Raw genomic sequence first — 23,857 nt, 5'->3', positions numbered from 1 at the left:
TTACGTCTCCTCCGTGCAGAACAAGCAGGTGGGCCAGGAGATCGGCCGTATTCCGGTCGACTCCATCTACAGCCCGGTGCTGAAGGTCACGTACAAGGTCGAGGCCACGCGTGTCGAGCAGCGGACCGACTTCGACAAGCTCATCGTCGACGTCGAGACGAAGCAGGCCATGCGTCCCCGTGACGCCATGGCGTCGGCCGGCAAGACCCTGGTGGAGCTGTTCGGTCTCGCCCGCGAGCTGAACTTCGACGCTGAGGGCATCGACATGGGCCCGACCCTGACGGACGTCGCCTTTGCCGCCGATATGGCGCTGCCGATCGAGGAACTCGACCTCACGGTCCGCTCGTACAACTGCCTCAAGCGCGAGGGCGTCCACTTGGTGGGTGAGCTCCTGGCGCGTTCCGAGGCGGACCTCCTGGACATCCGCAACTTCGGCGCGAAGTCGATCGACGAGGTCAAGGCGAAGCTGGCCGGCATGGGCCTGGCACTGAAGGACAGCCCGCCCGGATTCGACCCCACGGCCGCGGTCGACACCTTCACCACCGACAACGCGGACACGGGATTCGTCGAGACCGAGCGGTACTGAACGCCGGCAGCCCGCGCGGGAGCCCGGAGTCACTCCTGAGACCTGAACCGCCCTGCTCTGCACGGTAGCGATCAACTGAAAGCCGCACCGCCCCGACGCCGTGAGCCGCGCAGTCGGCGTCATCTGACGTGCAGGCCCCGGAGGCGTCCAGCCACCGACGAGGCTGACGTGATCGGCTCCGAATCCCCTGTGGGCTGGAGCGTGATTGTCACGGGAGCGGCAACTCTGGAACGGGGTGAGAAGCAAGCTGTCCATTGGCAGGGGGTGTTGACTGCCGGGATCGGAGGGCGGAAGAACCCAGGGAGGGGGAGGGCTCATGCACGTCTCGTCCTTGGATGAACTGGTGGACTTTCTCTACGCGCGCCTGGACGAGGACGCGCACGATGCCCACCTGTTCCACGAGCTGCCTGCCCGCACTCCGTCGCGCCCGACCCGTCAGCGGGATGCGCCCGCCCGTGCCCCGCGTCGCTGCTCGCCGCCGTCTGCGTCAACGCAGGCATCCTGCGCCGGTACGAACAGCGGCTCGAACACGAGCGCCGGTGCGGCGCTGTCTGGCCGTTGGAGTCGAGCCTTGTCTTCGCGGGTCTCAAGGCCATGGCCCTGCCCTACGAACTCCATTCGGCATGGCGGGACGCGTGGTCCCCCTAGCCAGTCCTGAAGCGGGGGACGGAAATCGACCTTGTGCTCTGAGCTTGGGCGAAGCGGTGGCACCTCCAGGGCGTCCACGAGCCGGGAGAGCATGGCCTGGATCAGGATGGGCCACGCTCTGCTGTCTGGAAGGGGCCGCGGTCCTGAATACCTCGCTTGCGGAGGTGTTGTCCGCCGCCCTGCTGGTGCTCGCTTGCGCGGTCCTACACCCCTGAGGCTGGCCAGAGGTGGCGGTGCCGGCCGCGGCTTTGATGATCGCCGTTGGAGCCGTGTCCCTTCGACGCTTCGAAGATCAGCCGGTGGCTGTTCATCTATGCTGGCACCGTCCCGATGACGGAGCAAACCCCCCGATCAGGTCGAGCCCGTACACCACTTCCCTGGACGCAACCGCGGAGCTGGGGGAATGGACGAAGGACGCTGCTGAGGAGTTCGGGCAGGCGGTTGCGCTTCCCCGGCCGGGCGAGCCCTTCGATCCTGCGGGAACCCTTCCCACTGATGCCTGGTGGCGAGGCGTGTCCGCGCCCATTGCGCACCCGTGGCGCCGCCCCAAGGGGCCGCTTGCCGTTCCGGAGGCGTCGGGTGATTTCGATCTTGCCGGTGAGCGGTGACGTCGGCAGTGGACGATCTCGCTTGGCTTGTGCGGATGCTGGGTGACATACGGTGCAAGGATCGGGAGGGCGTGATGAGGGTTATCGACGGGCCGCCTCGTATGGGGCATCCGGCGATGGCGCCGCAATTCAGGCACTTGCCCACGTCGAGAGGGTCCTCGCATGTTGTGGTGCGGACTCGAATCGTCGGCCCGGATGTTGAGTTGATGTCCGCTGGTCTTCCCATCCCCGGTCCCGGAGCAAGCTCCAAGGGGGCCGCAGTAAAGGATCCGTGCGCAGACTCTTGAGGGTTGCCCCCGAGTTGGGCTGCCGAAAGGCGACCGGATGGCAGAACCCGGCGTACAGCCCGGCTCGTCTGTCGGCGGGGCTCTGACCTGGACTTATGGTCCGGTCGGGGCCCTTCGTCCTGTCTGGGGTCTTCCCGCTTCTACCTGCGATTTCCCGGGAGTTCCCGTGGAAGTGTGCACGCGTTGTGCACCGGATCCGGGTGCCAGGCGGTGGGTCCGATGAGCGATGCCACCGAGCCCCGGGAGAGGGCTGCCGGGAGGCGGGGCTTCGATCCGGACGTGTGGATCCGGCCTCTGTGCGCTCTCGTGGTCGCTGGGGTCGCCGCCTATGCGTCATACGTTCACCAGCGGGAGTTCGCGTTGCAGGGTGGGGCGGACACGGTCAGTGCCTCGTTGTGGCCGCTGTCCGTGGACGGCCTTTTGCTTTTGGCCACGGTCGGCTTGCTGAAGCCTTTTGGGGCTCACACTCGCCGGGCCCGAGGCGCGGCGCGGTCGGCGTTCCTTCTGGGTATCGCGGTCTCCCTGGTGGCGAATGTTGCGGCAGCCCCGGCTTTGGAGTGGAAGCCGGTGTTGGTTGCTGGGTGGCCTCCGGCGGCGCCGCTGTTGTCAGTGGAGTTTCTGGTGCGCCGCCCGGATGGCATGCAGGGGGAGCGGGGAGGGCGAAGGGGGCAGGCGAAGAGCGAGCGGCTGCACGATGACGACGACCCATTGCTGGTACGGGCTCGGCTGCTTGATGCCCGGCACCGGGAGCTTCACCAGCGCCCCGCGTCGGCCGAAACTCTGCGGAAGGAGGTGCGGATCGGAGCCGGGCGATCGAGGCAGCTGGCGGCTCTCGCGCGAGGTAGCCGCAGCTACGGGAGATGGTGTCCCGCCGAGTGGTGTAGCCGGTCAGGGCCCTGGAACGCGCGGGTGTCTGCCCGGGGCGTGCACCCGCTGTCGGTGACTGCTCCCTGAACAAGGGTCGGCCATCGCGCAAGTCTTCCTGGTGAACGGGCAGTTCAACCGGAGGAGCGCACGATGGCCTTGTCCCAGTCTGACCTGATCCAGCTGCTTCAGTCACTACGTGCGGCCGACGGAGTTGAGACGATCAGGATGCTGTGCGAGCGCATCCTGCACGAACTCATCGAGGCCGAGGCGACCGACATCATCGGTGCCGCCCCGGGCGAGCACTCCGATCAGTGCACCACGTGGCGCAACGGCCACCGCGAACGGCTGCTGACCACCCAGGCCGGCGACCTCGACCTCAAGATCCCCAAGGTCCGGACCGGATCGTTCTTCCCCTCGCTGCTCGAGCGGCGCCGGCGAATCGACCGGGCCCTGTTTGCCGTGGTGATGGAGGCATACGTGCACGGCGTGTCCACCCGCTCGGTCGATGACCTGGTCAAAGCCCTCGGCGCCGACACCGGGATCTCCAAATCCGAGGTGTCGCGGATCTGCGGCGAACTCGACGCCGAACTGACCGCGTTCAAGGAACGTCCGCTGGACCACACCGTCTTCCCCTACGTCTTCCTGGACGCCACCTACTGCGAGGCCAGGGTGAACCATCGGATCGTCTCGCAGGCGGTGGTCATCGCCACCGGCATCTCCGCCACTGGGCACCGCGAGATCCTCGGACTGATGGTCGGCGACAGCGAGTCGAAGCCGTTCTGGGCGAAGTTCCTGCGTTCCTTACGGGCCCGCGGCCTGGACAATGTCCAGCTGGTCATCTCCGACAGCCATAGTGGCCTGGTGGCCGCGATCCGCACCGTCTTCCTCGGCTCGGCCTGGCAAAGGTGCCGAGTTCACTTCGTGCGAGACGTCTTCGGCGTGATCGAAAAGGGGTCAGGAGAGATGGTCGCGGCGACTATCCGCACCGTCTTCGCGCAGACCACCGGCGAGGCAGTACGCACCCAGCTGAATGTGGTGGCCGACATGCTCGGACGGCAGTTCCCCCAGGTCAAGAGGATGCTGCTGGACGCCGCGACGGATATCACTGCGTTCGCGGACTTCCCGCCGACGCACTGGAAGAAGATCTGGTCCACCAACCCGCTGGAGCGGCTGAACCGGGAGATCAAACGCCGGGCCGACGTCGTCCAGGTCTTCCCCAACCCCGCCGCCCTGGACCGGCTGGCCGCCGCGGTCCTGGCCGAACTCCACGACGAATGGCAGGTCTTCGACCGCCGCTACCTCTCCGAAGCCTCCATGGCCGAACTCCTCACCGCCAAGACAGACGAGGACGACCATCAACTTCCGCCACAGCAGGGACCGAACCAGCTCGGCCAGTGACTACACCACTCGGCGGGACACCATCCCACGACAGCCGCCAACTCCGACCACACCTGCGACCAGGACGGCCCGACCACGGTCACGATGCGACAACACCGCCGCCGAACGGGCCGACAACCGCGTCGATATCCCCGCCGGCACCTGTCCACTCCGTTGCGCGCCAGGGTGACGTATCCGCAGGTCACCAGGGACTTGTTGGCGTGGTCGGCAGCCCGACATCCCCCTCTGCACCCCCCCGCGCTCGCCCCCCAACAAAGGAAAACAGGGGACGGCGGGTGAACGGGCGGGTGCGTGCCTGCGGGGGATCGGGGGCGCCGTTGTTGATGTTGCGCGTCGGCGGCAGCCTCCGCGCCAGGGCCGCAAGAACGGCGCACACCCAGCAGAACTGCCACGACCTGGGGAGCGGAACGCGGACGAATAGGGGATCTCCAGAGCCGTTGCTTGAACGAGGATGTCGCGTTGGCACAGGGCTCAGGAGCTCACGGCCGACCGGAATGACCTGGCTGTCGGCGGGCGATGTCCACGTACCGCCCGCACGACGAGCTCAAAGCGCGAGGTCGGCCAGAAGGATGTCCAGGACGGTCTCCTCCTCGATGCGCACCCCGAGTTCGCCCAGCGCCACGGCCAGTGCGGGATCCCACGCCGCGTCGGTCGGTGTGCCGGTGAGGGGTGGGGCCAACGGTGTGGCGGCGGCCGCTGTGCGGTAGTCGGCGGCGGTGTAGTGCCAGGGCTGCCAGGGGATGCGGCGCAGCAGCGCGTCGGCGATCCGCAGACCGCCCCAGTCGAAGTCGCCGTGGTAGCGGAGCGTGGATCCGTGGGAGTGGAGGTGGCGCAGCAGGGTGAGGGCGGCGGCCGAGGGCTGGCCCTGGAGGCAGACCAGGGGTGGGCAGGCGGGGCCGTGGGTGTCGGCCGCGGTGGCCAGGACGGTCGGGTTCTCGCAGACGTACACGACCCCGGGCGCCATCCTCGGCGGGGTGTGGGTGAGCTGGCGCAGCGTCAGGACGGCCGGTTCGCCCGCGTCGGTCATCCAGTCGAGAGCGGGGGTGCCGCGCAGGCCCAGGGTGAGGACGGTGGAGGAGAGGGCATCTCTGAGCAGGCCTGCCGAGGCCCACGCCTCGCGGCGCCATTCGGCTCCGCTGCCGTCGGGGAAGCCGGTCAGGGCACGGATGCCTGAGAGGACGATCGTGGCGAGCGGGGTTCCGTCGTCGAGCGCGTGAGCGTCGCCGAGAGCGGTGGCGGCGAAGGCGGGCAGGGACACCGCCGGGTCGGCGGGCAGTGGCCGCAGGGCCGTCGTGGCGTCGGTGAGCAGGACCTTCGCCGTCTGCGGGGTGCGGGCGAGGCGGCGTACGAGACCGTCCTTGCGCAACTGGTCGGCCCACTCGGCCAGTTCGGGGCGCAGCGCGGCCAGTGGGGCGTATGCCTCCTGCCAGGCGTTCGCCTCCTGTTCGCGTACGTCGGCGAGCCGGGCGACGCGGCCGGTGAGCGCGGTGACGGCCGTGGCGAGGCCGTCGGGGCTGATGCCGGAGCGGCGCAGCACTGTATCCACCGCGTCGAGGCGCACGGTCAGTGAGCGTCCGGCGCGTGGGGCGCGGCCCAACAGGCGTTCGGCGGCGGCGCGTTCGGCGGGGGTGGGGGCGGTCAGGGTGAGCGGGCCGGTGAGGGGTTCGTCCCGCTCCATGCGGCGCCGGACGCGCTCGACCAGCCAGGCCAGGCCGGGGTCGCCGAGCAGCCGGCCGAGGCGGTCGAGGTCGATGCGTGGGCCGGGTTCGTCGGGGGAGCCGGGTAGCCCTGGCCTGTTCATGCCCACAGCGGGTCCTGGCCGGAGTCGGTGCCCTCGGTGGGTACGGGTGTCGCCGCGCCGACCGCAGCATCCGGGGGAGCAGCCTGTGCGGGGAGGGTCGCCAGGCGGTGATCCGGTTCATTCCCCCGTACGCGATCGGTGCCGTCCCATTCCCAGCGGGTCACCAGGACCGCGGCGATCTCGTCGACGCGGGAGAGCTGGGCGATGGCGATGCCGGGGACCTGGGGGTAGCAGGCCCACTCGCGTTCGCTGGTCATCACCACATCCAGGTCGAAGGCGTGCAGCAGGCCCAGGCACTTGGCCCGTGAGTCGTCGTCCACGCCCGCGAACGCCTCGTCCAGGGTGACGAGGCGTGGGGCGTCGGGGGCGGCCGTGGCGTAGTGCGAGGAGGCGGCGGCGAACAGCGGTACGGACACGGCCAGGACGCGTTCGCCGCCGGAGGCGGGGCCGGTGGCCGGAACCCAGGCGCCGTGCTGGTGGCGCTCGATGCCGAACTCGTGCCAGGACCGGTAGTCCAGCGCTGCGGTGAGCACCTCAAGCCAGCTGCCCGCCGTGTCGTCGGACTGCCGACGGGCGATCTCGGCCTGCAGGAACTCCCCCACCGCAGCCCGGTCCTCGGGTGCCCAGGCGTCTGCGGACTGGCGCAGGCGCTCCCTTGCCTGGGCCAGCCCGGTCGGCGCCTTGCGCGAGGAGCGCCACACCAGACGCAGCTTCATGCCGGTGGACGTGGGCCGCTCCAGCAGTTCGGCGTTCATGGCCCGCACCTGCCGCTCGGCGGCGGCGATCAGCTCTTGCAGGGTGCCCGCGACCTCGGTGAGCAGGTGGGTTTCGAGGATCTCGCGTTCGTGCGCGGACAGGATGTGCGCCAGTTCGGTCACCTCGGCGGAGAGGGCCGCGGCCAGGTCGGGCACGGTGCGCCTACGGCCCTGGTAGACGATGTCGACGACCATGCCGTCCTCGACCATGCGGGCCGTGGCGGTGTGGCCGCCGCGGGAGAGGGCGTCCTGGAGTTTCTTGTACTCCTCGCTGAGCCGTTTCTGGACGCGTTCCCAGGCGCCGTCGGAGTCGTCGGTGCCGGACGTGCCCGACAGCTGCGCCTCGATGGCGCGGGCGAGCGCGACGGCCGGGGTGGCCGCCCATGGTCCGTCGTCCAGCGGGGGCACGGCCGCCTCGGGCAGCGCGACGGCCAGCAGTCCGGTGGCCGCGAAACGCTGGAGCGCGGCGATCGCCTCGGCGCGCGAAGCGGCGGCCTCGCCCACGTCCTTCTCCAACTGCTCGAGACGGCCCTCCGCATGGCCGACGCGCCGGCCGGCAGCGGTGTGCTCCTCGCGGGAGCGGCGCTGGTCGCGGTCGCAGGCGACCAGGGCCTCGGCGGTGGCGGCCAGGCGCCGCTCCAGCTCCGCGACGGCGGCGCCGACGGTGGAGCGCAAGGTGGTGTGCCGTTCGTCGGCGGCGGCCGCCAGGCGGGCCGACTCCTCGGCACGCAGAGCCAGTTCCGCCACCCGCGCGCCCGCAGCCTCGGCTTCCGCGCGCTCGTCGGCCACCGCGCGTCCGGCATCTGCCCGCTCGCGCAGGGCGGGCCACAGAGCGGCCAGGACGGCGGCGTAGTCGGCCAGCGCCTGGCGGACGACGAGCAGCTGCGGACGGTCGGCGGGCAGGTTCACAGCCACTGCCGTGTCGGTGAGTTCGGCGACGGCCTCGGCTTCCTGCCCGGCCGCCGCGGCCAGGTCGGCCGAGCGTTCGTCCTGGCGGGCGCGGGCCCGGTGGGCGGCGTCCGCGGCGGCCGCGGCCAGGGCGTGTGCGTGGCGCAGGGCGGCGTCGTCGGGAACGGCGGCCAATTCGGCATCCAGAGTGCGGCGACGTCGGGCCACCGTTGCCCGCTCGGCCTCCAGCTTATTCAACTGGCCTGCCAGAGCGTTCAGTTCGCCGCGCAGAGCGGTGACCCGGGCCCGGCGCGCCTCTTCACGGGCGCCCTCGCCCACGTATACGGCGGCCTGCTTCGACCAGCTGCCGGTCAGCGCTCCGACGCGGAAACGGCCGTCCGCCGCCACCCAGGTGTCGCCGCCGGAGCCGAGCCCGACGGCAGTCAGAAGGAGCGCCACCGTCTGCTCGCCCACCGCCGCGGCGCGCGGATCACCGTGGTCGACTGCCGGGCGCAGCACGTCGCCGAGCACCGCCCCGGTGAGCGGGGCGCCCGGTGACAGCAGGACGTCGTGCAGGTCCGCGCGCAGGACGCTACCGTCCGGGCACACCCAGGCATCCAGGATGCCGGAGGCCTCCAACGCCGCCTCCAGACCCGCGCGTTCACCGGCGGTGACGTGATCGTGGAAGTCGACCAACCGCCACAGGGGCGCTCCTGGCGCCGGCTCGCGCACGCCGGGTGCACGTGTGTGCGGTGCCGTGGGACCGCGCTGGCCGCCAGCCTCCAGGTCGGCCAGCTCCCGCTCGCTCTCGGCGCGCCGGGTGTTCAGCTCGGTCAGCCGTTGACCGAGAGCCGCCGTCCGGTCGGCCAGGTTCGCGGCCCGGGCACGATGGGCGTCGGCGGCATGCACCCGCGCGGGAGAGGGACCCCGCAGATGCGTGACCCAGTCCTGCAGACCGTCCAGCAGACCCACCGGGTCCTGTGGGGTCAACTCCTCGCACACGTCGAGGTGTTCGCGTACGGCGGCGACCAGTTCCCGGCCCGCCCGGACTGCGGCGGCCTCCGCCTGGGCCTGCCGCTCGGCAGTGTGCCCGGCCTCGGTCTGCGCCTCGTCCAGCCGGCGGGCGGCGGCGCGCCGCTCGGCGGCGGCCTCCTCGGCGCGGGACGCCATCTCCTCCACGTGGTCGACCGTGCGTCGCCTGCGCGCCACCGATTCCTCGGCCGCGCGGCGCAGTTCGGCCTCCGGCGCGCCCTCAATGCGCAGATCGGCGTCGAGTCGGGCGGCCGAGGCCGCCCCCCGTTCGCGCGCGAGCGTGTCCGCGGCCTGCTCCTCGGCCGCCGCGAACCGCCTGCCGGCACCCTCAAGGCGGCCCAGGGCGCGGGTGTGCGCCTGGGCGGCCTGCTCCCGGTCCGCCTCGGTGCGGGAAAGCTCCCCGGCGGTGCGGCGTGCGTCCGCCGCCGCCTGCTCCAACTCCCGGGCGCTGCGCATCTCGGGGCCCTCGCGCAGCGCGGCCTCCTGCGCCTTCAGCCGCGCGGCACTCTCCTCCAGATGTGCGAGCCGCACAGCGATCCGCTCCCTGTCCTCCTCGGCCTGCGACCGCTCGGTCTGGGCCTGCGCGAGGTCGCGGTTCAGCTGTTCGTAGCGGGCGTGTTCGTGCCGGGGGAGCCGGGCGCGGCGGCGGGTGGCGACGCGGGCGTAGCGGCGGTAGTGGTCCAGGAAGGCGGAGGCGGCGCGCTCGGCCTCGGTGGCCGCCCGCAGCTCCTCCTTCTCCTCGTCCAAGGACCGGAACGCCTCGGCCACATCGGCGATCACCGCCTGGTCCATGGGCGGCAGCGCCTCGGTCAGCGCACGCGAGAGAGCCGTTTCATTGGGCCGCTTCGACAGCTGCGGCTGGCGCAGCTGGACGAGCAGGTCCACCAGGGCCGCATACCGCCGCTCACCCAGCCCGAACAGCGCCTCGTCCACCGCCCTGCGGTACGCCGTGGCCGTGTCGTACACCATGCCGCGCCCGGTGAGAGCCTCCGCGAGCCGGTCCCGCGACAGCGCGGTGCCGGTGGCGTCGAGCAGACTGAGTTCCGGTCCGATCCGCTGGTCGGTGACGGCGTACCAGTGACGGGCGATGCCGCGCCCCGCCACCGCCTTCAGCCCGCAGGCCAGGGTGAGGAAGCGGTCCTGTCCGGTGGCCTCGTCATGGCGGCCGAACTCGATCCAGGTGTAGCCGAGCCGCTCGGGGTACGGATGCTGCCCGCCCAGCAGCAGGTTCCACTCCATGCGTTTGCCGGGGTCGGCGTCGGGCTCCACGCGGCGCGCGGACAGGTCGCCGTCCAGGAGGAAGGGCAGGGTGAGGGCGAGGACCTTGGACTTGCCGGTGCCGTTGTTGCCACGCAACAGCAACCGTCCGTCCCGGAACCAGAACTCCTCGGTGTCGTAGTAGAAGAGATCGACCAGGCCGATGCGCAGCGGACGCCACCGGCCGGGCGCGGGGGTGGGCAGGGCGGTCACGACGGTCGTGCCTTTCGCTGAGAAGTACGAGGGGCGGGGACTCCCGGATCCCGTACGACGGTCTCGCCGACCGCGTACCGGGCCAGCGCCGGCAGCGGGGCGACGCCGCCTTGTGCGGCGGTGACCAGGCCGAGCGAGGTCAGTTTGGCCAGGGCCTGGTCGACCAGCTCCGCTTCGGCGCCCGGCTGTTTGGCGCTCTTGGACCAGAAGCCGCCGTGTTCGGTGGCCAGTTCTCGCACCCTGCGCTCCAGCTCGCCGCGGCTGACCGCGCCGTCGGCGGTCGCGAGGTGCTCGGCGAGCAGCAGGGTGACGTGTCCGTGGGTGCCCTGCTCGGGCATCCGTACGTCGGTCAGGTCGTCCAGGGGGTCGACCATGGCGATGCCCTCGGCACGCACCTCCGCGACCAGACCGGTCAGTTCGGTGATCCGGGCGGTGATGAAGGCGCGCTGGCGGGTGAGGTAGGCGAGCTCTTCGTCGGTCAGCTCGGCGTAATACAGCACCGGGTCGTCCAGCAGGCGCCGGGTCAACCGTTGGCGGATGGCGCGGAAGCGCAGTTCGTCGCTGTCCAGCGCGCTCTCGGAGGTCAGCTCGGCCAGGCGGTCCTCGAAACCGTCCGCGGTGATCATCGACGGGCCGCGGCGGGCGGCGAGCAGTCCGGCCAGGACGCGACGCTGGACGTCGTAGAGCACATCGCCCGCCCCGCTGACATAGGCGTCCTCGTCCCCAGCCACTCGTCGCAGCACGCCGTAGTGCATGAGCAGCCGTACCACCGCCGCCAGATCCAGTCGCTCCTCGCGCCGCTCCAGCGTGAACTCGATCCCGGCGGCGGCCAGTTCGGGATCGGCTGCGTCCAGGACCACCTGCTCGGCGAGCCGGCCGAGCGCGATCTGCGCCTCGCCGCGCTCCAGTGCGGCAAGCGCCAGGCACAGCAGCACATAGCGGCGGCGGGTGAACGGCGCGCGGGCGCGGGAGGCCTCGCGGGCCGGATGGCTGGGGTCGGCCAGGGTGCCGGGTGCTCTGCCCAGCCGCGCCGCCTCCGCGTCCACCCGAAGCGGCCAGCCGGCGTTGCGGTCGAACCAGTCGCGCAGGTCGCCGGCGTGCCGACGCACCAGCCGAAACTCCTCCGCGTGCGGGCCGTGCGCGAGCAGCAGCGGCTCCTTCAGCAGCGCGCGGGCGGCCTTGTGGAACTCGGCGGTGCGCCGGCCGTCCAGCACCTCACCCAGGGGCGTGGTCATGACTCCTCCCCGCCAGAAGTGCCGGCAGCGCGCGTCTGGCCGGTTCGGGTGAGATCGGTGATCTCGACCAGGTGGTCGGGGCCGCGGAAGGTGCCGCCCGGGGTGCGGATTCTGGCCCTCGTACCGTCCGTCAAGGCCGTGAGCCGGATCTCCATCGTGCCGTCGTTGCTGGTCGCGACGGTGGCCGTCATGCCGGGGCGCCAGGTGGCCAGGGCGTCGCCGAGCAGCTGTAGGAACAGGCCGAAGGCGAGCGGGTCGAGCTCGCCGAGTGCGGACAGCCTCGTGGTGCCGTCCGTCGCGAGGCCGGCGCGGGCGGCCGCGATCTCCTGGGCCTGCTGGGCGGCGATCTCGGCGAGGCGCTTGCGCTGCTCGGACCGGTCCTGCACCCGGCGGGTCCTGCCGCGCCGCTCATAGCTGCCGGTACGGCGCAGCTGCGGGCTGATCCGCAGCGGCTCGGCCTCGGCCCACGGGGTGGAGGCGGCCACCGGGCGGGCGGCGCGCCGGTCGAGGGTATCGGCGTCGACGGTGAGGTGACGTGCGGGATACAACCCGAACGCCGCACGCCACAGCCGGTGCCGCGCTGCGTCGTCGGGCGCCTCGGCGAACCAGCGGGCCAGAGTGCGGAAGTCCGCCGAGCGGTCCGAGCGCCCGGCCCGCCGCTCGTTCAACTGCCGTACGACCGCCAGCAATTGGGGGATAGCCCCAAGTGCGCGGCCGCGCAGCAGACGGGCCTGCGACTCACGGCCCTCCGCCGACACGAACCAGGCGGCCAGCCCCGACCATCTGCCCACCCACCGTTCATAAGCTCGCGCCTCGGCGCTCTCGGCCTCGCCCGGGGCGGCATCGGCAGCCTCCCGGGCCGCCGCCAGCCGCAGCAGCACGCCGACCCGGCCCTGCTCCTCCAACTCGCCGATGAGCAGGGCGATCCGCCCTCCCAGGGCGATCAGGTCCTGGATGAACCGCTCCAGGTACTGGATCAGTCGGTCCTTGTAGGCGAGGAACACATCGACCTCCACGCCGTGCAGGTCGATCGTGCGCTGCAGGGAACCCATGAAGGCCCGCGCGTTCTCCGCCAACGCCTCGAACCGGCTCGTCAGAGCGGACAGCGCCAGATGCGCCTTGGCCGCGTCCGGCTCGCCTTCCTCCTGCTCGGCGGCGATCACCAGCAGAGCCCGCAACTGGGTGACGATGTCGTGCAGGGCCACCGCCTGCAGCGCACCGGGCCGCCCCAGCGTCTCGTCGTACACGGACAGCGCCTGCTCGGCTGCCTCGCCGGCCTGGGTGAGCTGGTAGATGAAGCGTTTGCGGTAGAAGTCCTCGACCGCGGTGACTCGGGAAGTGTCCGGATCCGCCCGCAGATTGCCCCAATCGACAAGGCTGTCCAACGCCTTGACCACCGTGTCCACGTCGGCGGGCCGGTGCTCCGGCGGCAGCGCCGCGACCACGTCCTCAGGCCGCAGGTGAACGGCGAAGCGCTCCTTGGCGGCCAGGAACGCTCCCATCACCCGGCGGTAGAGGGCGGCGTTGGGCACGGTGAGGTGAGCGAAGGGCGTATACCCGGCCCGGGCCGGTCCGGAAGGCGTCGACGTCATCGTTCAGGCATTCTCTCCGACGGACACCCTGCTAGGGCAATCGTGGCCTGCTCTTCGCGCAGGGTCACGCCGGGGCGGGCTCTCGCCGCCGGCGCAGTCGGTCGCGCCTCGTCTGTCGCGTTGCAGCCCGCCGCCTCTGATGGGCTGTCCTGGCCACGGTAGGCCTGCCAAGCCCAGGGCCTATGTGAGGCGTCGCTATCGCCGTAGGCCTCACCAAAAGGGCCGCGTCGCCAGCCGGCAAGAGGCCGGCAACTGCGTGCCGCTGCAGGGTGGAGGCAAGAAGCGCTCACCGACTTGGCTGAGCCAGGCTAGTCGGTGTAGAGGTACCGAGCCTTGAGGATCTTGACTTGCTTGTCATCGGCTCGGTAGACGAGGCGGTGTTCGTCGTCGATGCGCCTCGACCAGTACCCGGAGAGGTCTCCCTTGAGTGGTTCGGGCTTGCCGATGCCGTTGAACGGATCGCGCTGGATCTCGCTGATGAGGCGGACGACGCGGCGCACCATCTTGCGGTCGGTCGCAAGCCAGTGCTGGAAGTCGTCCCAGGCGGCCGGGTCGAAGTTGACGTCCCTCACTCCTCACCGGCCAGTTCCTGGAGCTCCTCCAGGGTTTTGGTGACCCCTGTCTGGCCCGAACGGTCGCGGGCGACAGCTTCCATGAGGCGGCGGGCATTGGCCGGGGAGCGCAGGAGGTAGATGGTTTCCTGCCAGGCGTCGTAGTCCTCTGCAGACATGAGGATGGCGTCGCCGTTCTTGGAGTGAATCCGCACTGGCGCGTGGTCGTCGTTGACCTTCTTGATCAGAGGGAAGAGTTCCTTGCGCGCTTCGCTGGCGGTAAGTGTCATGACACACGTCCTCTCGCGGAGTGGTACCTAATATCGTACCGGACTGGTACGGAAATTCGTACCGCTTGGGGGGGTGATCTTCGGGTTAGTGTGCACGCGATGTGCACGGCCTCTGGTCACGCGGAACGTCTGCGCAGTTCAGAGGCCGCATTCATACATGATGCAGCTGTCCCCGGCGTACGGCCCGGCTCGTCTGCCGCTCGTTATTTCCGCAGTTCAGAGGCAATGTTTACTCTCTGAAGAACTGCCGGGCCGAATCGGGGGCGAATTCGGGCTGCGAGTATCGTCGTCCCTGTCCACCGCGCATGCGGCATATTTGGCATGCCGGGCGTCAAGTGCGGTCCGGTGTCGATCCGTAGTAGACATCTCGGCACCGGCTGCATGCGGAAGTACATGTACGCGGTGTCCTCTTGCCGACCTGCTCTGGCTGAACTTGAGCACCGATGGCGCCTCCTCCAGCGAGCCGTGCTCGGGCCAGGATGGGGGACATTGCTCGCGCAGCATGTCGAGACAGCTACCGATAGCGCCCTCTCGGGTGTCGTTGGACGCGGCGGATTGAACCCCCGCCTGCGGCCCTCGGTGGGGCGGAACGCGAGCTTCAGCGGCTGGTGGATGCCCGGTGATGGTGACCGAGGTGCCGGCCGGGCCGCCTTCGGTGGTCACGGAGCCGGCGGGAAGCCCGGTGGCGCGTTCGACAGCGCCCCAGCGGGAGACGGGCATGGCCGCGTCGGTCCTCGCGCCGGACTACCAGCGGATCGTGCCGGTGCTGGACTCTGAAGCGGGCTGCGGGGGCATGCGGTGTCGGCAACCGGCTGTCGCTCGCGGGCTGGATACGGTGCCGGCGAAAGTCGAGGGACTGCGATCGAAGGCGAAACGCCTGGTGGAGCGAGAGCGGGCCCTCCAGGTGCGGCCGGGAGTGTTCCCCGCTCCCGGGGCGCCGGCCGTCTGAAGCCGACAGGACGGCGTCCGGCCGGACGACCGCTGATGAGCATGGCCATCGGCCACAGCACCATGGCTTCGTGCCTGGCCGGCAGTGTCCCGTAGTCGCGCACCAGGCGACACGAGCGCATCAGCCGACTCAGCGTCCTTTCCGCCATCCACCTGCGCGCCGGCACCACGAACCCCGCTGTGCCATCGGTGCGTTTGGCGATCTGAGGGGTGAGATGGAGACGTCGTCGCTGTCGGCGTGCAGGCGGAGGGTGAGTTGAGCCGTCTCCGCCGACTCAGCCCTGACGACGAGGACTTCGGCATCCGGACGGCTGCCATCCGTCCTGTCGAGTTCGGCCGGCCCCGTAGTCACCGGTCGCTGCGCAACTCGTCGCCACCTGCACAGGAGTTGTGCGAAGCCGGGCATCACCTCTCCTCATGGAGCGAGTGGCGGCGGTTCTCCAGGCAGCCTCGCGAGTACCACGGGGGGCGAGGGCCTGGCGGGGCGTGAGGCGCGCTGTTGGTGAGGGGGCGGGCTCGTGGCTTCAGCACGCGGGGCGCGGGTCAGTGCTCCTCGACGACCCGTACGGTGTTCAGTCGCTGGTCGGCCGCGTCCGGCAGGAACATGCCGGCCTCGACTCCAGCGACGAGGTATTTCAGTACGGGCTCAGTGAGGCGTTCGCCGGGCAGGGCCACGGGGATGCCGGGTGGGTAGGGGGTGATCATCTCGGCGGCGATCCTGCCGACGGCTTCGGCCGTGGGCACCTTCGTGTGCTGGGCGAAGTAGGCGTCGCGGGGCTGGCGGGCCTGGTCCATCCGCAGTTCGGCGGGTGACGGGACGGCGACCTGGGGGACGTCCCGCAGCTCGGTGGTGTGGTCGGCCAGGTCGCGCAGGGCCGCCAGGAGACGGGTGGTGGTCTGCTCGTCGTCGGCGTGGGTGAGCTGTGCGCTGATCCGGCGGTGATCGAAGAGGTGGGCGTCGATGTGATGGTGGGCCCGCAGCCAGTCGGCGGCGCGGTAGCCGGTGGTGCCCAGTTCGCCGATGTCCATGACGACCGGGAGCGGGTCGAAGTCGTGGGCGAGGTCGGGGCCGCAGAAGTCCTTCGCGTCGTTGACGTGGAAGCCGCCGACCGCTTCGACGGCCGTGCGGGTGCGTGCCGCCAACTCCAGTGCCTCGCCGAGGAGTTCGTGGCCGTGTTGGACCATTTGCCGACGCCAGGCGTCGATGCCGGCGTAGATCAGGACGTTCGGACTGGTCGTGCCGAGGAGGTCGGCCCGCGAAGCCAGTTCGGCGGGATCGATGAGGTCGCCCTGGAGGTGGAACACCGAGCCCTGTTCCAGACCGCTGCCCATCTTGTGGATGCTGGTCACACAGATGTCGGCGCCGGCGTCCATGGCCCATGACGGCAGGTCGTCGTGGAAGGGGAGGTGTGCTCCCCACGCCTCGTCCACGATGAGCGGCTTTCCGAGCCGGTGGCAGACGTCGGCGATGCTTCTGAGGTCGGCGGCGGCTCCGTACGGGGTGGGGCTGGTGACCAGGGCACCGTCCGCGTCCGGATGCTCCGCGAACGCCTTGGCGTAGCCCGCCGCCGAGGGGGGATGGGCGAGGTGGCGGGAGGTGTCCCATTGGGGTTCCACCCACACGGGCTCGACACCGGACAGGATGAGTCCGGCCACCACCGACTTATGGGCGTCGCGTCCGACGAGGAGCCGGTGGCCGGGGCTGGTCACCGCCAGCATGGCGGCCTTCACCGACAGGGAACTTCCACAGGTCGAGAAGTACGTGTGGTCCGCGTGTACCGCGTGGGCCATGAGGTTCTCGGCCCGCTCCAGTACGCGGCCCCGGGTGAGCCGGTCGTCCAGGCCGCCGTTGGCCAGGACGTCACCGTAGAAGACGGCGTCACCCAGTACCGCACGGGCGCGGGGGTCCGCGCCGCGTGCCTGTTTGTGGCCCGGGGGAGTGAACCCCAGTCCGTCCGCGTCCGCGTAGCGGGCGAGCGCTTCGAGAATCGGGGCCTCAGCCTGGTTCGCAGCCATGGCGGCCGGGTTCCCCGCGGCGTGGCGATCATGCAGGCCAGGGGCACCGGCACCGCCGCGGCCACTCACCGTCCGGTACTCGCCCGGACGATGTCCCACTCCGCGTCCGCGTGCGCCGCAATCGGGGAACCGCCGCTCTCCACCGCGTTCAGATGTCGTGCTTTTCCAGCGGCCGTACGGCGGGCCCCTGGAGGATCTGTCCGTCCGGGGCGAAGCGTGAACCGTGGCAGGGGCATTCCCACGCCTGCTCCGCGGAGTTGAAGGCCACGATGCAGCCCAGGTGGGTGCAGCGGGCCGAGACCGCGTGGAGCTGGCCGGTCTCGTCGCGGTGAATGGCGCACTGCCGGCCGTCCGTCCGTACCACGGCACCCTCGCCGCGAGGGATGTCCTCCAGCGCGGGGCCCGTCAGCGGCGGCAACCGGTCACCGACGAAGCGCTGGGCCACGTGCGCCTGGTGCTTCAGGAAGGACCCGCCCTCGCGGATCACGGAGGCCAGGCGGCGCGGATCGTAGAGGCCGCTCCACTCGCATTCGCGTCCGCCGACGAGATCCCCGATCAGGCCGGCCGCCATGATGCCGCCGCTCAGTCCCCAGCCGCCGAAGCCGGTGGCCACGTAGGTGTGGCGGCTGCCGGCGTGGAGCGGTCCGACGAGGGGCACGGAGTCGGTGGAGTCGTTGTCCTGGGTGGCCCAGCGGTGGGTGAGGGTGAGACCCGGGAAGCGGTCCTGGGCCCAGGCGGACAGCCGGGCGAAGCGTTCCTCGACGTCGGCGGCACCGGGGGTGAAGTGCTCCCCGGTGACGATCAGCAGGCGTTTGCCGTCGGCGTACGGTGCGCTGCGGACCGACCGCGTGGCCTGCTCGGGCGTGATGTACATGCCGCGAGGTGCCAGGGCCTCGTCGACGGTGCCGGCCACCACCAGTTCCCGCCTCGGGGACAGCCTGGTGAAGAGCAGGGCCCGGTCGAACACGGGGTAGTGCGTGGCGATCACGACCTCGTCGGCGCGGATCGACACGCCGGCGTCGGTCGTCAGCACGCAGGGTTCGCCCTCGCTCAGGCCCACGACCCGGGTGTCCTCGTACACGGCACCGCCGCGCCGTCGCAGGTCGTCCGCGAGCGCCAGCAGGTACTTCCGGGGATGGAACTGGGCCTGCCCCGTCACCCGGACCGCGCCGGCCACCGGGAAGGGCAGGTCGGTCTCCGTGACGAAGTCGGCCGACAGCCCCGCCTCACGCGCAGCCTCTGCCTCGGCTCGCAGCTCCGCCACGCCCCCGGGGTCCTCGGCATAGGTGAAGGCCGCCGCCTCCTCCCACTCGCAGTCGATGCCCAACTCCTCGACGATCTCGGCGGCGTGGCTGATCGCGGCGGACTGCGAGCGCGCGTACAGCCGCGCGCCCTCGGGGCCACGGGTGCGGCGCAGATGGTCGTAGACCAGCGTGTGCAGGGCGGTCAGCTTGGCCGTCGTGCGACCGGTGACGCCGGCGGCGAGCCGTCCGGCCTCCAGTACGGCCACCTCGCGTCCCTGCCTGGTCAGTTCCCAGGCCGCGCTGAGTCCCGCGATGCCGCCGCCGACCACCGCGACATCGACGGAGAGGTCATGGGGCGGCGGGGGAGCGGGCTCGCCGGGCGGTGCGGTCTCCAGCCAGTACGATCCCTTGGTTCCGGCCTCGGTTCCTGTCTCGGTGTTCATGGTCGCCGGGTGCCCACGGGGCGACGGGATACGCGAAGCTACGCCAGCAGTCGCAGCACGGCTTCCTCCACGGCACCCTGCGTGGCCGGTTCACCGAAGCGGACCCCCGCGCCCAGGTCGTCGAGGGCCGGGGCGATGGTCCGGCCCTCCTCGAAGAGTTCGACGACCCTGGGGTTGATGTACGAGGCGCGGCAGACCGCGGGCGTGTTCCCCAGGTAGCCGGCCACCTCACGGACGGCGTGCGTCACCGCGCGTCGGCGGGCGGTGCGGGATGCCGCGGCGACGGGTTCCGCCACGGCGAGGGCGACGGCCGCGAGGACGGTGGCGTGCCAGGTGCGGAAGTCCTTGGCCGTGAGGTCGGTGTCCGTGCGCTCACGCAGATAGGCGTTGAGATCGTCCGCGTGCACGTCGTGCCAGGCACCGGCCTGCCAGTAGGCGAAAAGGCGCTCCCCGTCGTCACGGCGGCGCAGCAGCGAGCGCAGGGCCCGGCACACGGACTCCTCGGCCAGCGCCTGCGACACGTCCTTCGCGTCCTTGGCCGGATAGGCGAAGCGCACCTCGCCGTGGTGGCACGAGGCGTGCTCGCGGAGCAGCGTGGTGAGACCGTGCGTCTCGTTGTCACGGCGGTACGACTCGTTCCCGATCCGGAAGAATCCCAGGTCGAGCAGGCGCGCCGCGCAGGCCAGCACCCGGTCCCGGCACAGTCCCCGGGCCTTGAGATCCTCGGCCGTGTGCTTCCGCAGCCGGGGCAGGGCGGGGGCCACTTCGAGGACGTGCTCGTGCTTGGCCGCCTCCTGCTGTTCCCGGAACCGTGGGTGGTAGAGGTACTGGCGACGCCCCGCGGCATCGGTACCGGTCGCCTGGATGTGCCCGTTGGCCTCAGGACAGATCCACACGTCCTTCCACGCGGGCGGTACGACCAGGTCACTCAGGCGCTGCTTCTCGACCTCGTCGGTGATGGAGCGGCCATCGGGGTCGACGTAGCGGAATCCTCGCCCGCAGCGGATCCGGGTGATTCCCGGCCGGTGGACGTCGCTGTCGCGCAACCGGACCTGCTGCCGTGAACTGCCGTGCGGCGGCGCGGAGTTCACGGTCATGACCTGGTGCGGTTCCCGGCGCCGGCCGGACGGCGCAGCATCCGGAAGGCCAGCAGGAGGGTGATCGGCCACAGTGCGGCGAGGCACCACAGGACGGCGGAGTCGGAGGTGAGGATTCCCACGACGAGGAGGAGCAGTGACGCACATGTCAGGGCGGCCACCGACACGGGCAGCCACGGCCGGGCTGCCGGGTGGCGCATCCGCCGGGCCAGGCGTCGGTCCTGGCGGAGTTCCGCCTCGATACGCCACAGCGCGAGGCGTTCCTGCGACGACAGCGCGACGTCATCGGGGTTGTTTCGGCTTTCCACGGTGAATACCTCATTCGTCCCGTGCTGAGGCACCGGACCGCTCCGCTCCGGGGCGGCGCGGGAGTCCTCGGTGCTGATGACCGGACGAGTGCCCCGTAAAAACCGGCCGACGCCTTCCGGCAGCCGGGTCGGAGCCTTCGTACGGCTTTCCCGGGTACTGGGTGCCTCGCACACGCCGTAGCGGTCGATCCGCTTTTTGAAGGGGCCGGTCTCGGCGAGAACCACATGAGGCGGGACTCATGAGCACGGTCAAGGAAGCAGTCGGCGTGGAGGTTCCGCTCCGGGGGAAGCCGTCTGTATCACGCGGCCTCCCCCGTCACCCGCGGCCATTGCCTCACCCCGGCCGTATCCGGTCGAACCGAGCCCCGCGCTCTCCCAGTTGGGCGGGGACTGGCCGGTGGAGGGCCGGATCATCGCCATCGTCACCAGCGGTGCGGACGACCTGGACGGCGTACGCGAGGTGCGCCGGGCCGCCCTCGACGCCGGCATGGTCCCGCTGGTCGTCGCACCCGCGGGCGGCGTACTGGACCGGGAGGGCGATCCGGTGACCGTGCAGCGCACCTTCGCCAACGCCCGGTCCACCGAGTTCGACGCGATCGTGCTGGCCGGTGCGCCGGCTCCGGCCGCGGACGCCTACGGGGCCCGCGACGCCAAGGCGGACGACGACCTCGGCGTGGCCACCGTCGTCGATCCCCGGCTGCTGCTGATGGTCGCCGAGGCGTACCGCCACGGCAAGGCCATCGGGGCCTGGGGCGAAGGAATGGTTGCGCTGGAGGCAGCCGGCCTGCCCGAGGGCCCCGCAGGGGTGGTGTTCGGCGAGACAGCGGCCTCGGTGCTGCCGGCCGTGACACGCCTGCTCGGGGGACACCGCGCCTGGGGCCGTTTCACCCCTGCCCTCTGAGAGACGTACCGACCAGGTGCCGTTCGACGGCTCTGGTGCCCGCCGCGCTGACGGTGTGTCAGGAGCGCGGAGAAAGGCCTGGCACGCCCCTGGCCACAAGCGGGGCCGGGGGCGACCCGAGGGTTCGGGCCGGGGTCTCTTCGGCGCGGAAGCGCCGATGACCGAGGCCGCAGGAACCGAGCCCTCCCACCGGCCCCGGCTTCTACGGCACCGAGGCTGAACCCACGAAGGGTGCGCGGCCCGCGGAGCGGGCACCACGTCGCGTTCTGCTGCGGGCGGCCGTGCCGTCACTCGCCCTGGGCGTGGTCGGAGGCTTCGCCGGCGGCGTCCTCGACACGGCCGTTCCGCCCGCCCTTGACGCCGTCGGCTCCGCCGCATCCCTGGCGGGAGTGCTCTTCACCGGATATTCGGTCACCAGCCTGCTGGGCGGTCTGGTCTACGGGCTGCGCCGCTGGCCCGGCCGGATCCATCGGCAGGCGGCCATCTGGCTGGCGATGCTGTGCGCGGTGCTGCCCGCTGCGCTCGTGCCCAGCCTGCCGGTGATCGCGGTGATCGCGGTGATCGCGGTGGCGGCCGGACTGTTCGCCGCGCCGCAGATCACGGCGCGGGCCCTGACCCTCCAGCGCGACCTTCCCGAGTCCGCCTGGAGCGCCGGTTTCTCCTCCCTGTACGCGGCCAATGGTGCGGGTTACGGACTGGCCGGTTTCGTGGTCGCGGCCATGCTTCCCCTCGGCGCGCACATCGCCTTCGCCGTCCCCTTGCTTCTCTGCCTGTTCACCGCACTCCTCGCGACCCTGCCGTCCTGAGCGAGTCGGGTCGTGCCCGAGCGGGCGGAGTCACAGCCGAACGGCCCGCCGGCGCACGGTCTACAGCGCGTCCCTGGGGACCGACTCGTTCCAGGTGCGGGAGGCGACGCGTCGGCCGCCCTCGTAGGCGTCCAGTGTGGCGTTGACGTGGAACTCCTCGGCGTCGCAGGTCAACGTCGTGCTCGTGCGGACCTGTACGTCCCAGTCCCCGCGCCGGAAACCCATCGTCCAGGTCACCTCGCCGGCCGGTGACGTGAAGTCGTCGGCGACCGAGGTGTACCGCTCCTCGGCGCGGCAGCCGACGTCGAGGTCCATCGCGTCGAAGTGGACGGTGCCGCGGTCCTTGACGATGTTGAGGGCCGCGCCGTAGTCGATCAGATCGCGGGTGACCTCCCAGCGCTGTTCGGGCGGCGTGATCTGTGTCGTCGCGAGGGGGGCCGTGCCCTCAGGTGCCTCGAACGGGGCCGGGGTGTTCGGCTCGTCGGCCGGGCGGACCGGCAGGACGAGGCGACACGGCTGCTCGTGCACGGTCAGAAGCGTGGGCTTCGGCGGCGGCCAGGCGAGCGGCCAGTAGGACGTGGAGAGGGAGAGCCGTACGCGATGGCCCGGCGGGAAGGCCTGCGCCACGCCGTTCAGGTGCAGCGTGGCCCGCTCGCGCCTGCCCGGTTCCAGCGGGGCGGGCTCGTCCGTGCTGTCCCGGCGCGTCAGGTTGAGGACGCCGTAGGTGACCCGGGTGGCGCTGCCGTCGGGGGCCACGTCCGACAGCCGTGCTGCCACCATGGCCACGGGTTGGTCCGCGCTCACCTCCAGTTCGACGCGCGGCGCTCCGAGGATCTCCAGCCGCTCCGCCAGCGGCTCGGTCTCGTAGACCAGGGAGCCGCCGTCCTCCTCGCGCTGGTCGTAGGGCAGGTCCGGCGGGGCGTTGTAGGAGGCCCACTTTCCGGCGAACTGGCCCACGGACAGCGGGGACTTCAGCGTCTGGTTCCCTCCGTCGTCGGGGGCGTCGTGCTCGGCGGTGAGGTGGCGGGAGCGCAGCGCGTACGCGGTGTCGCGCACGTGCCCCGAGGGCCAGGTGGGCTCGCCGACCCAGCGGCCGGGGCGGTCCTCGTACGAGGTGGACGGCGGCACGCTCTCCTGCATCCACGCGCGGAGCATCGGACCGTCCATCGCCCCGTTGTCCGCCCCCTTCAGCCAGTGGTCCCACCAGCGCACCACCTCCTGGAGGTAGCCGATGGCGGGCCCGGGCTCGCCCAGGTGCGGGTACTTGTGGGACCAGGGGCCGATCAGCCCCTTGCGCGGCCCGTCGAGGTGGGCGAGCAGGCGGGTCACCGCGTTGGAGTAGCCGTCGGCCCAGCCGCTGGAGGCGAGGACGGGGATGTGGACGGCGGCGTAGTCCTCGCACACCGACGCGTGCCGCCAGTAGTCGTCGCGGCGCTGGTGTCGCAGCCAGTTCAGGATCCACGGTTCGGCGGCTTCGAGCCTCTCGTGCCACATATCGCGCCAGCGCTCGCCCACGGCGGAGGGGTCCGGTGGGCAGGTGGCGTAGGCGAACATGGTGCCCGCCTCGGCGAGGTTGTCGGACAGCATCGCGCCGCCCATGTAGTGCATGTCGTCGGCGTAGCGGTCGTCGGTGAACGAGGAGATGACGACGGCCCGCAGACTCGCGGGGCGCCGGGCGGCCACCTGCAGCGCGGCGAACGCGCCCCAGGAAAGGCCCATCATCCCGGTCGTGCCGTCGCACCAGGGCTGCGCGGCCAGCCAGTCGAGCACCGCCTCGGCATCGCTCTGCTCGACTTCCAGATACTCGTCGGTCAGCACGCCCTCGGAGTTGCCGGTACCGCGCAGGTCGACGCGGACACAGGCGTAGCCGTGCCCGGCGATGTAGGGGTGGTGGATCGAGTCGCGGACCGAACTCAGGTCGCTCTTGCGGTACGGGATGTACTCCAGGATCGCGGGGACGGGTGAGTCGTCGGAGGACACCGGACGCCAGACGCGGGCCGAGAGGTGGACGCCGTCCGGCAGCGGGATCCGGACGTGGTCCTCCTGCTTGGTGGGGTGGGGGAGGTTCTCGATGTATCGCATACGT

The 23,857-nt window shown here is 71.1% G+C and carries 16 protein-coding genes and 2 pseudogenes; 6 read left to right on the top strand and 12 right to left on the bottom strand.

Translation table 11 applies throughout. The annotated features are described in order from the left end of the window. From SPR02S_RS51430 to SPR02S_RS65485, 3 genes and pseudogenes are all read left to right on the top strand, one after another. The coding region (locus SPR02S_RS51430; RefSeq protein WP_019064873.1) for a DNA-directed RNA polymerase subunit alpha C-terminal domain-containing protein at positions 1 to 586 on the top strand (586 nt) is incomplete at its 5' end. 435 nt (positions 587 to 1,021) lie between these two features. Continuing rightward, positions 1,022 to 1,234: pseudogene (locus SPR02S_RS66400) on the top strand (DUF6221 family protein); the annotation flags it as partial. Positions 1,235 to 2,348: 1,114 nt separating this feature from the next. Beyond that, positions 2,349 to 2,684, top strand: a pseudogene (locus tag SPR02S_RS65485) (DUF2637 domain-containing protein); the annotation flags it as partial. A gap of 51 nt (positions 2,685 to 2,735) precedes the next feature. Here the strand turns inward: SPR02S_RS65485 and SPR02S_RS65480 are convergent. Further along, positions 2,736 to 2,885: a hypothetical protein gene (locus tag SPR02S_RS65480; protein ID WP_245607779.1), complete on the bottom strand. Its 150-nt coding sequence runs from the start codon at positions 2,883 to 2,885 to the stop codon at positions 2,736 to 2,738. A 261-nt stretch (positions 2,886 to 3,146) separates the two neighbouring features. On the opposite strand from SPR02S_RS65480, the gene SPR02S_RS51420 reads away from it, so the two are divergent. Further along, a complete protein-coding gene (locus tag SPR02S_RS51420) occupies positions 3,147 to 4,394 on the top strand; it encodes an IS256 family transposase (RefSeq protein WP_019064871.1) in 1,248 nt (415 codons plus the stop codon). Between the two features lie 544 nt (positions 4,395 to 4,938). On the opposite strand, the gene SPR02S_RS51415 is transcribed toward SPR02S_RS51420, so the two are convergent. From SPR02S_RS51415 to SPR02S_RS59710, 10 genes are all read right to left on the bottom strand, one after another. Next, positions 4,939 to 6,195, bottom strand: coding sequence for a TIGR02679 family protein (locus SPR02S_RS51415; protein WP_052347209.1), 1,257 nt, complete (start codon positions 6,193 to 6,195; stop codon positions 4,939 to 4,941). Beyond that, on the bottom strand, positions 6,192 to 10,340 hold the full coding sequence (locus tag SPR02S_RS51410; RefSeq protein ID WP_019064869.1) for a TIGR02680 family protein: 4,149 nt from the start codon (positions 10,338 to 10,340) through the stop codon (positions 6,192 to 6,194). The genes SPR02S_RS51415 and SPR02S_RS51410 overlap by 4 nt, the downstream gene beginning before the upstream one ends. After that, positions 10,337 to 11,575 carry a TIGR02678 family protein gene (locus SPR02S_RS51405; RefSeq protein ID WP_019064868.1) on the bottom strand — a complete coding sequence of 413 codons (1,239 nt, stop codon included), beginning with the start codon at positions 11,573 to 11,575 and terminating at the stop codon, positions 10,337 to 10,339. Before SPR02S_RS51405 ends, SPR02S_RS51410 begins: the two co-directional genes overlap by 4 nt. After that, positions 11,572 to 13,167: a TIGR02677 family protein gene (locus SPR02S_RS51400; RefSeq protein WP_019064867.1), complete on the bottom strand. Its 1,596-nt coding sequence runs from the start codon at positions 13,165 to 13,167 to the stop codon at positions 11,572 to 11,574. The genes SPR02S_RS51405 and SPR02S_RS51400 overlap by 4 nt, the downstream gene beginning before the upstream one ends. 308 nt (positions 13,168 to 13,475) lie before the next feature. Beyond that, the gene (locus tag SPR02S_RS51395; protein ID WP_019064866.1) at positions 13,476 to 13,739 is read right to left on the bottom strand and encodes a Txe/YoeB family addiction module toxin; all 264 of its coding nucleotides are present in this window, start codon (positions 13,737 to 13,739) and stop codon (positions 13,476 to 13,478) included. Continuing rightward, positions 13,736 to 14,008 carry a type II toxin-antitoxin system Phd/YefM family antitoxin gene (locus tag SPR02S_RS51390; RefSeq protein WP_019064865.1) on the bottom strand — a complete coding sequence of 91 codons (273 nt, stop codon included), beginning with the start codon at positions 14,006 to 14,008 and terminating at the stop codon, positions 13,736 to 13,738. Before SPR02S_RS51390 ends, SPR02S_RS51395 begins: the two co-directional genes overlap by 4 nt. Positions 14,009 to 15,499: 1,491 nt before the next feature. Beyond that, on the bottom strand, positions 15,500 to 16,972 hold the full coding sequence (locus SPR02S_RS51380; protein WP_019064863.1) for an aminotransferase class I/II-fold pyridoxal phosphate-dependent enzyme: 1,473 nt from the start codon (positions 16,970 to 16,972) through the stop codon (positions 15,500 to 15,502). Between the two features lie 148 nt (positions 16,973 to 17,120). Next, on the bottom strand, positions 17,121 to 18,659 hold the full coding sequence (locus SPR02S_RS51375; protein WP_019064862.1) for an FAD-dependent oxidoreductase: 1,539 nt from the start codon (positions 18,657 to 18,659) through the stop codon (positions 17,121 to 17,123). A gap of 38 nt (positions 18,660 to 18,697) precedes the next feature. Next, entirely contained in the window at positions 18,698 to 19,756 is a 1,059-nt protein-coding gene (locus tag SPR02S_RS51370; protein WP_019064861.1) for a DNA topoisomerase IB, read from the bottom strand. Further along, on the bottom strand, positions 19,753 to 20,064 hold the full coding sequence (locus tag SPR02S_RS59710; protein ID WP_026151665.1) for a DUF3040 domain-containing protein: 312 nt from the start codon (positions 20,062 to 20,064) through the stop codon (positions 19,753 to 19,755). The genes SPR02S_RS51370 and SPR02S_RS59710 overlap by 4 nt, the downstream gene beginning before the upstream one ends. 397 nt (positions 20,065 to 20,461) lie before the next feature. On the opposite strand from SPR02S_RS59710, the gene SPR02S_RS51360 reads away from it, so the two are divergent. Both SPR02S_RS51360 and SPR02S_RS58345 read left to right on the top strand, forming a co-directional pair. Continuing rightward, the gene (locus SPR02S_RS51360) at positions 20,462 to 20,965 is read left to right on the top strand and encodes a type 1 glutamine amidotransferase family protein (RefSeq protein WP_019064859.1); all 504 of its coding nucleotides are present in this window, start codon (positions 20,462 to 20,464) and stop codon (positions 20,963 to 20,965) included. Between the two features lie 281 nt (positions 20,966 to 21,246). After that, a complete protein-coding gene (locus SPR02S_RS58345) occupies positions 21,247 to 21,771 on the top strand; it encodes a hypothetical protein (RefSeq protein ID WP_019064858.1) in 525 nt (174 codons plus the stop codon). Between the two features lie 60 nt (positions 21,772 to 21,831). Here SPR02S_RS58345 and SPR02S_RS51350 read toward each other — a convergent pair whose 3' ends face one another. Next, on the bottom strand, positions 21,832 to 23,853 hold the full coding sequence (locus SPR02S_RS51350) for a CocE/NonD family hydrolase (RefSeq protein ID WP_019064857.1): 2,022 nt from the start codon (positions 23,851 to 23,853) through the stop codon (positions 21,832 to 21,834). Positions 23,854 to 23,857: the final 4 nt, after the last annotated feature.

It is taken from the genome of Streptomyces prunicolor NBRC 13075, from assembly GCF_000367365.1.
Taxonomy (GTDB): domain Bacteria; phylum Actinomycetota; class Actinomycetes; order Streptomycetales; family Streptomycetaceae; genus Streptomyces; species Streptomyces prunicolor.
This window is presented reverse-complemented; position numbering and strand designations above follow the sequence as displayed.

Coding starts and splice junctions, on each gene's coding strand:
- SPR02S_RS51420 (WP_019064871.1), top strand. CDS start 3,147: ATGGCCTTGTCCCAGTCTGACCTGATCCAGCTGCTTCAGTCACTACGT.
- SPR02S_RS51415 (WP_052347209.1), bottom strand. CDS start 6,195: ATGAACAGGCCAGGGCTACCCGGCTCCCCCGACGAACCCGGCCCACGC.
- SPR02S_RS51405 (WP_019064868.1), bottom strand. CDS start 11,575: ATGACCACGCCCCTGGGTGAGGTGCTGGACGGCCGGCGCACCGCCGAG.
- SPR02S_RS51400 (WP_019064867.1), bottom strand. CDS start 13,167: ATGACGTCGACGCCTTCCGGACCGGCCCGGGCCGGGTATACGCCCTTC.
- SPR02S_RS51390 (WP_019064865.1), bottom strand. CDS start 14,008: ATGACACTTACCGCCAGCGAAGCGCGCAAGGAACTCTTCCCTCTGATC.
- SPR02S_RS51380 (WP_019064863.1), bottom strand. CDS start 16,972: ATGGCTGCGAACCAGGCTGAGGCCCCGATTCTCGAAGCGCTCGCCCGC.
- SPR02S_RS51375 (WP_019064862.1), bottom strand. CDS start 18,659: ATGAACACCGAGACAGGAACCGAGGCCGGAACCAAGGGATCGTACTGG.
- SPR02S_RS51370 (WP_019064861.1), bottom strand. CDS start 19,756: ATGACCGTGAACTCCGCGCCGCCGCACGGCAGTTCACGGCAGCAGGTC.
- SPR02S_RS51350 (WP_019064857.1), bottom strand. CDS start 23,853: ATGCGATACATCGAGAACCTCCCCCACCCCACCAAGCAGGAGGACCAC.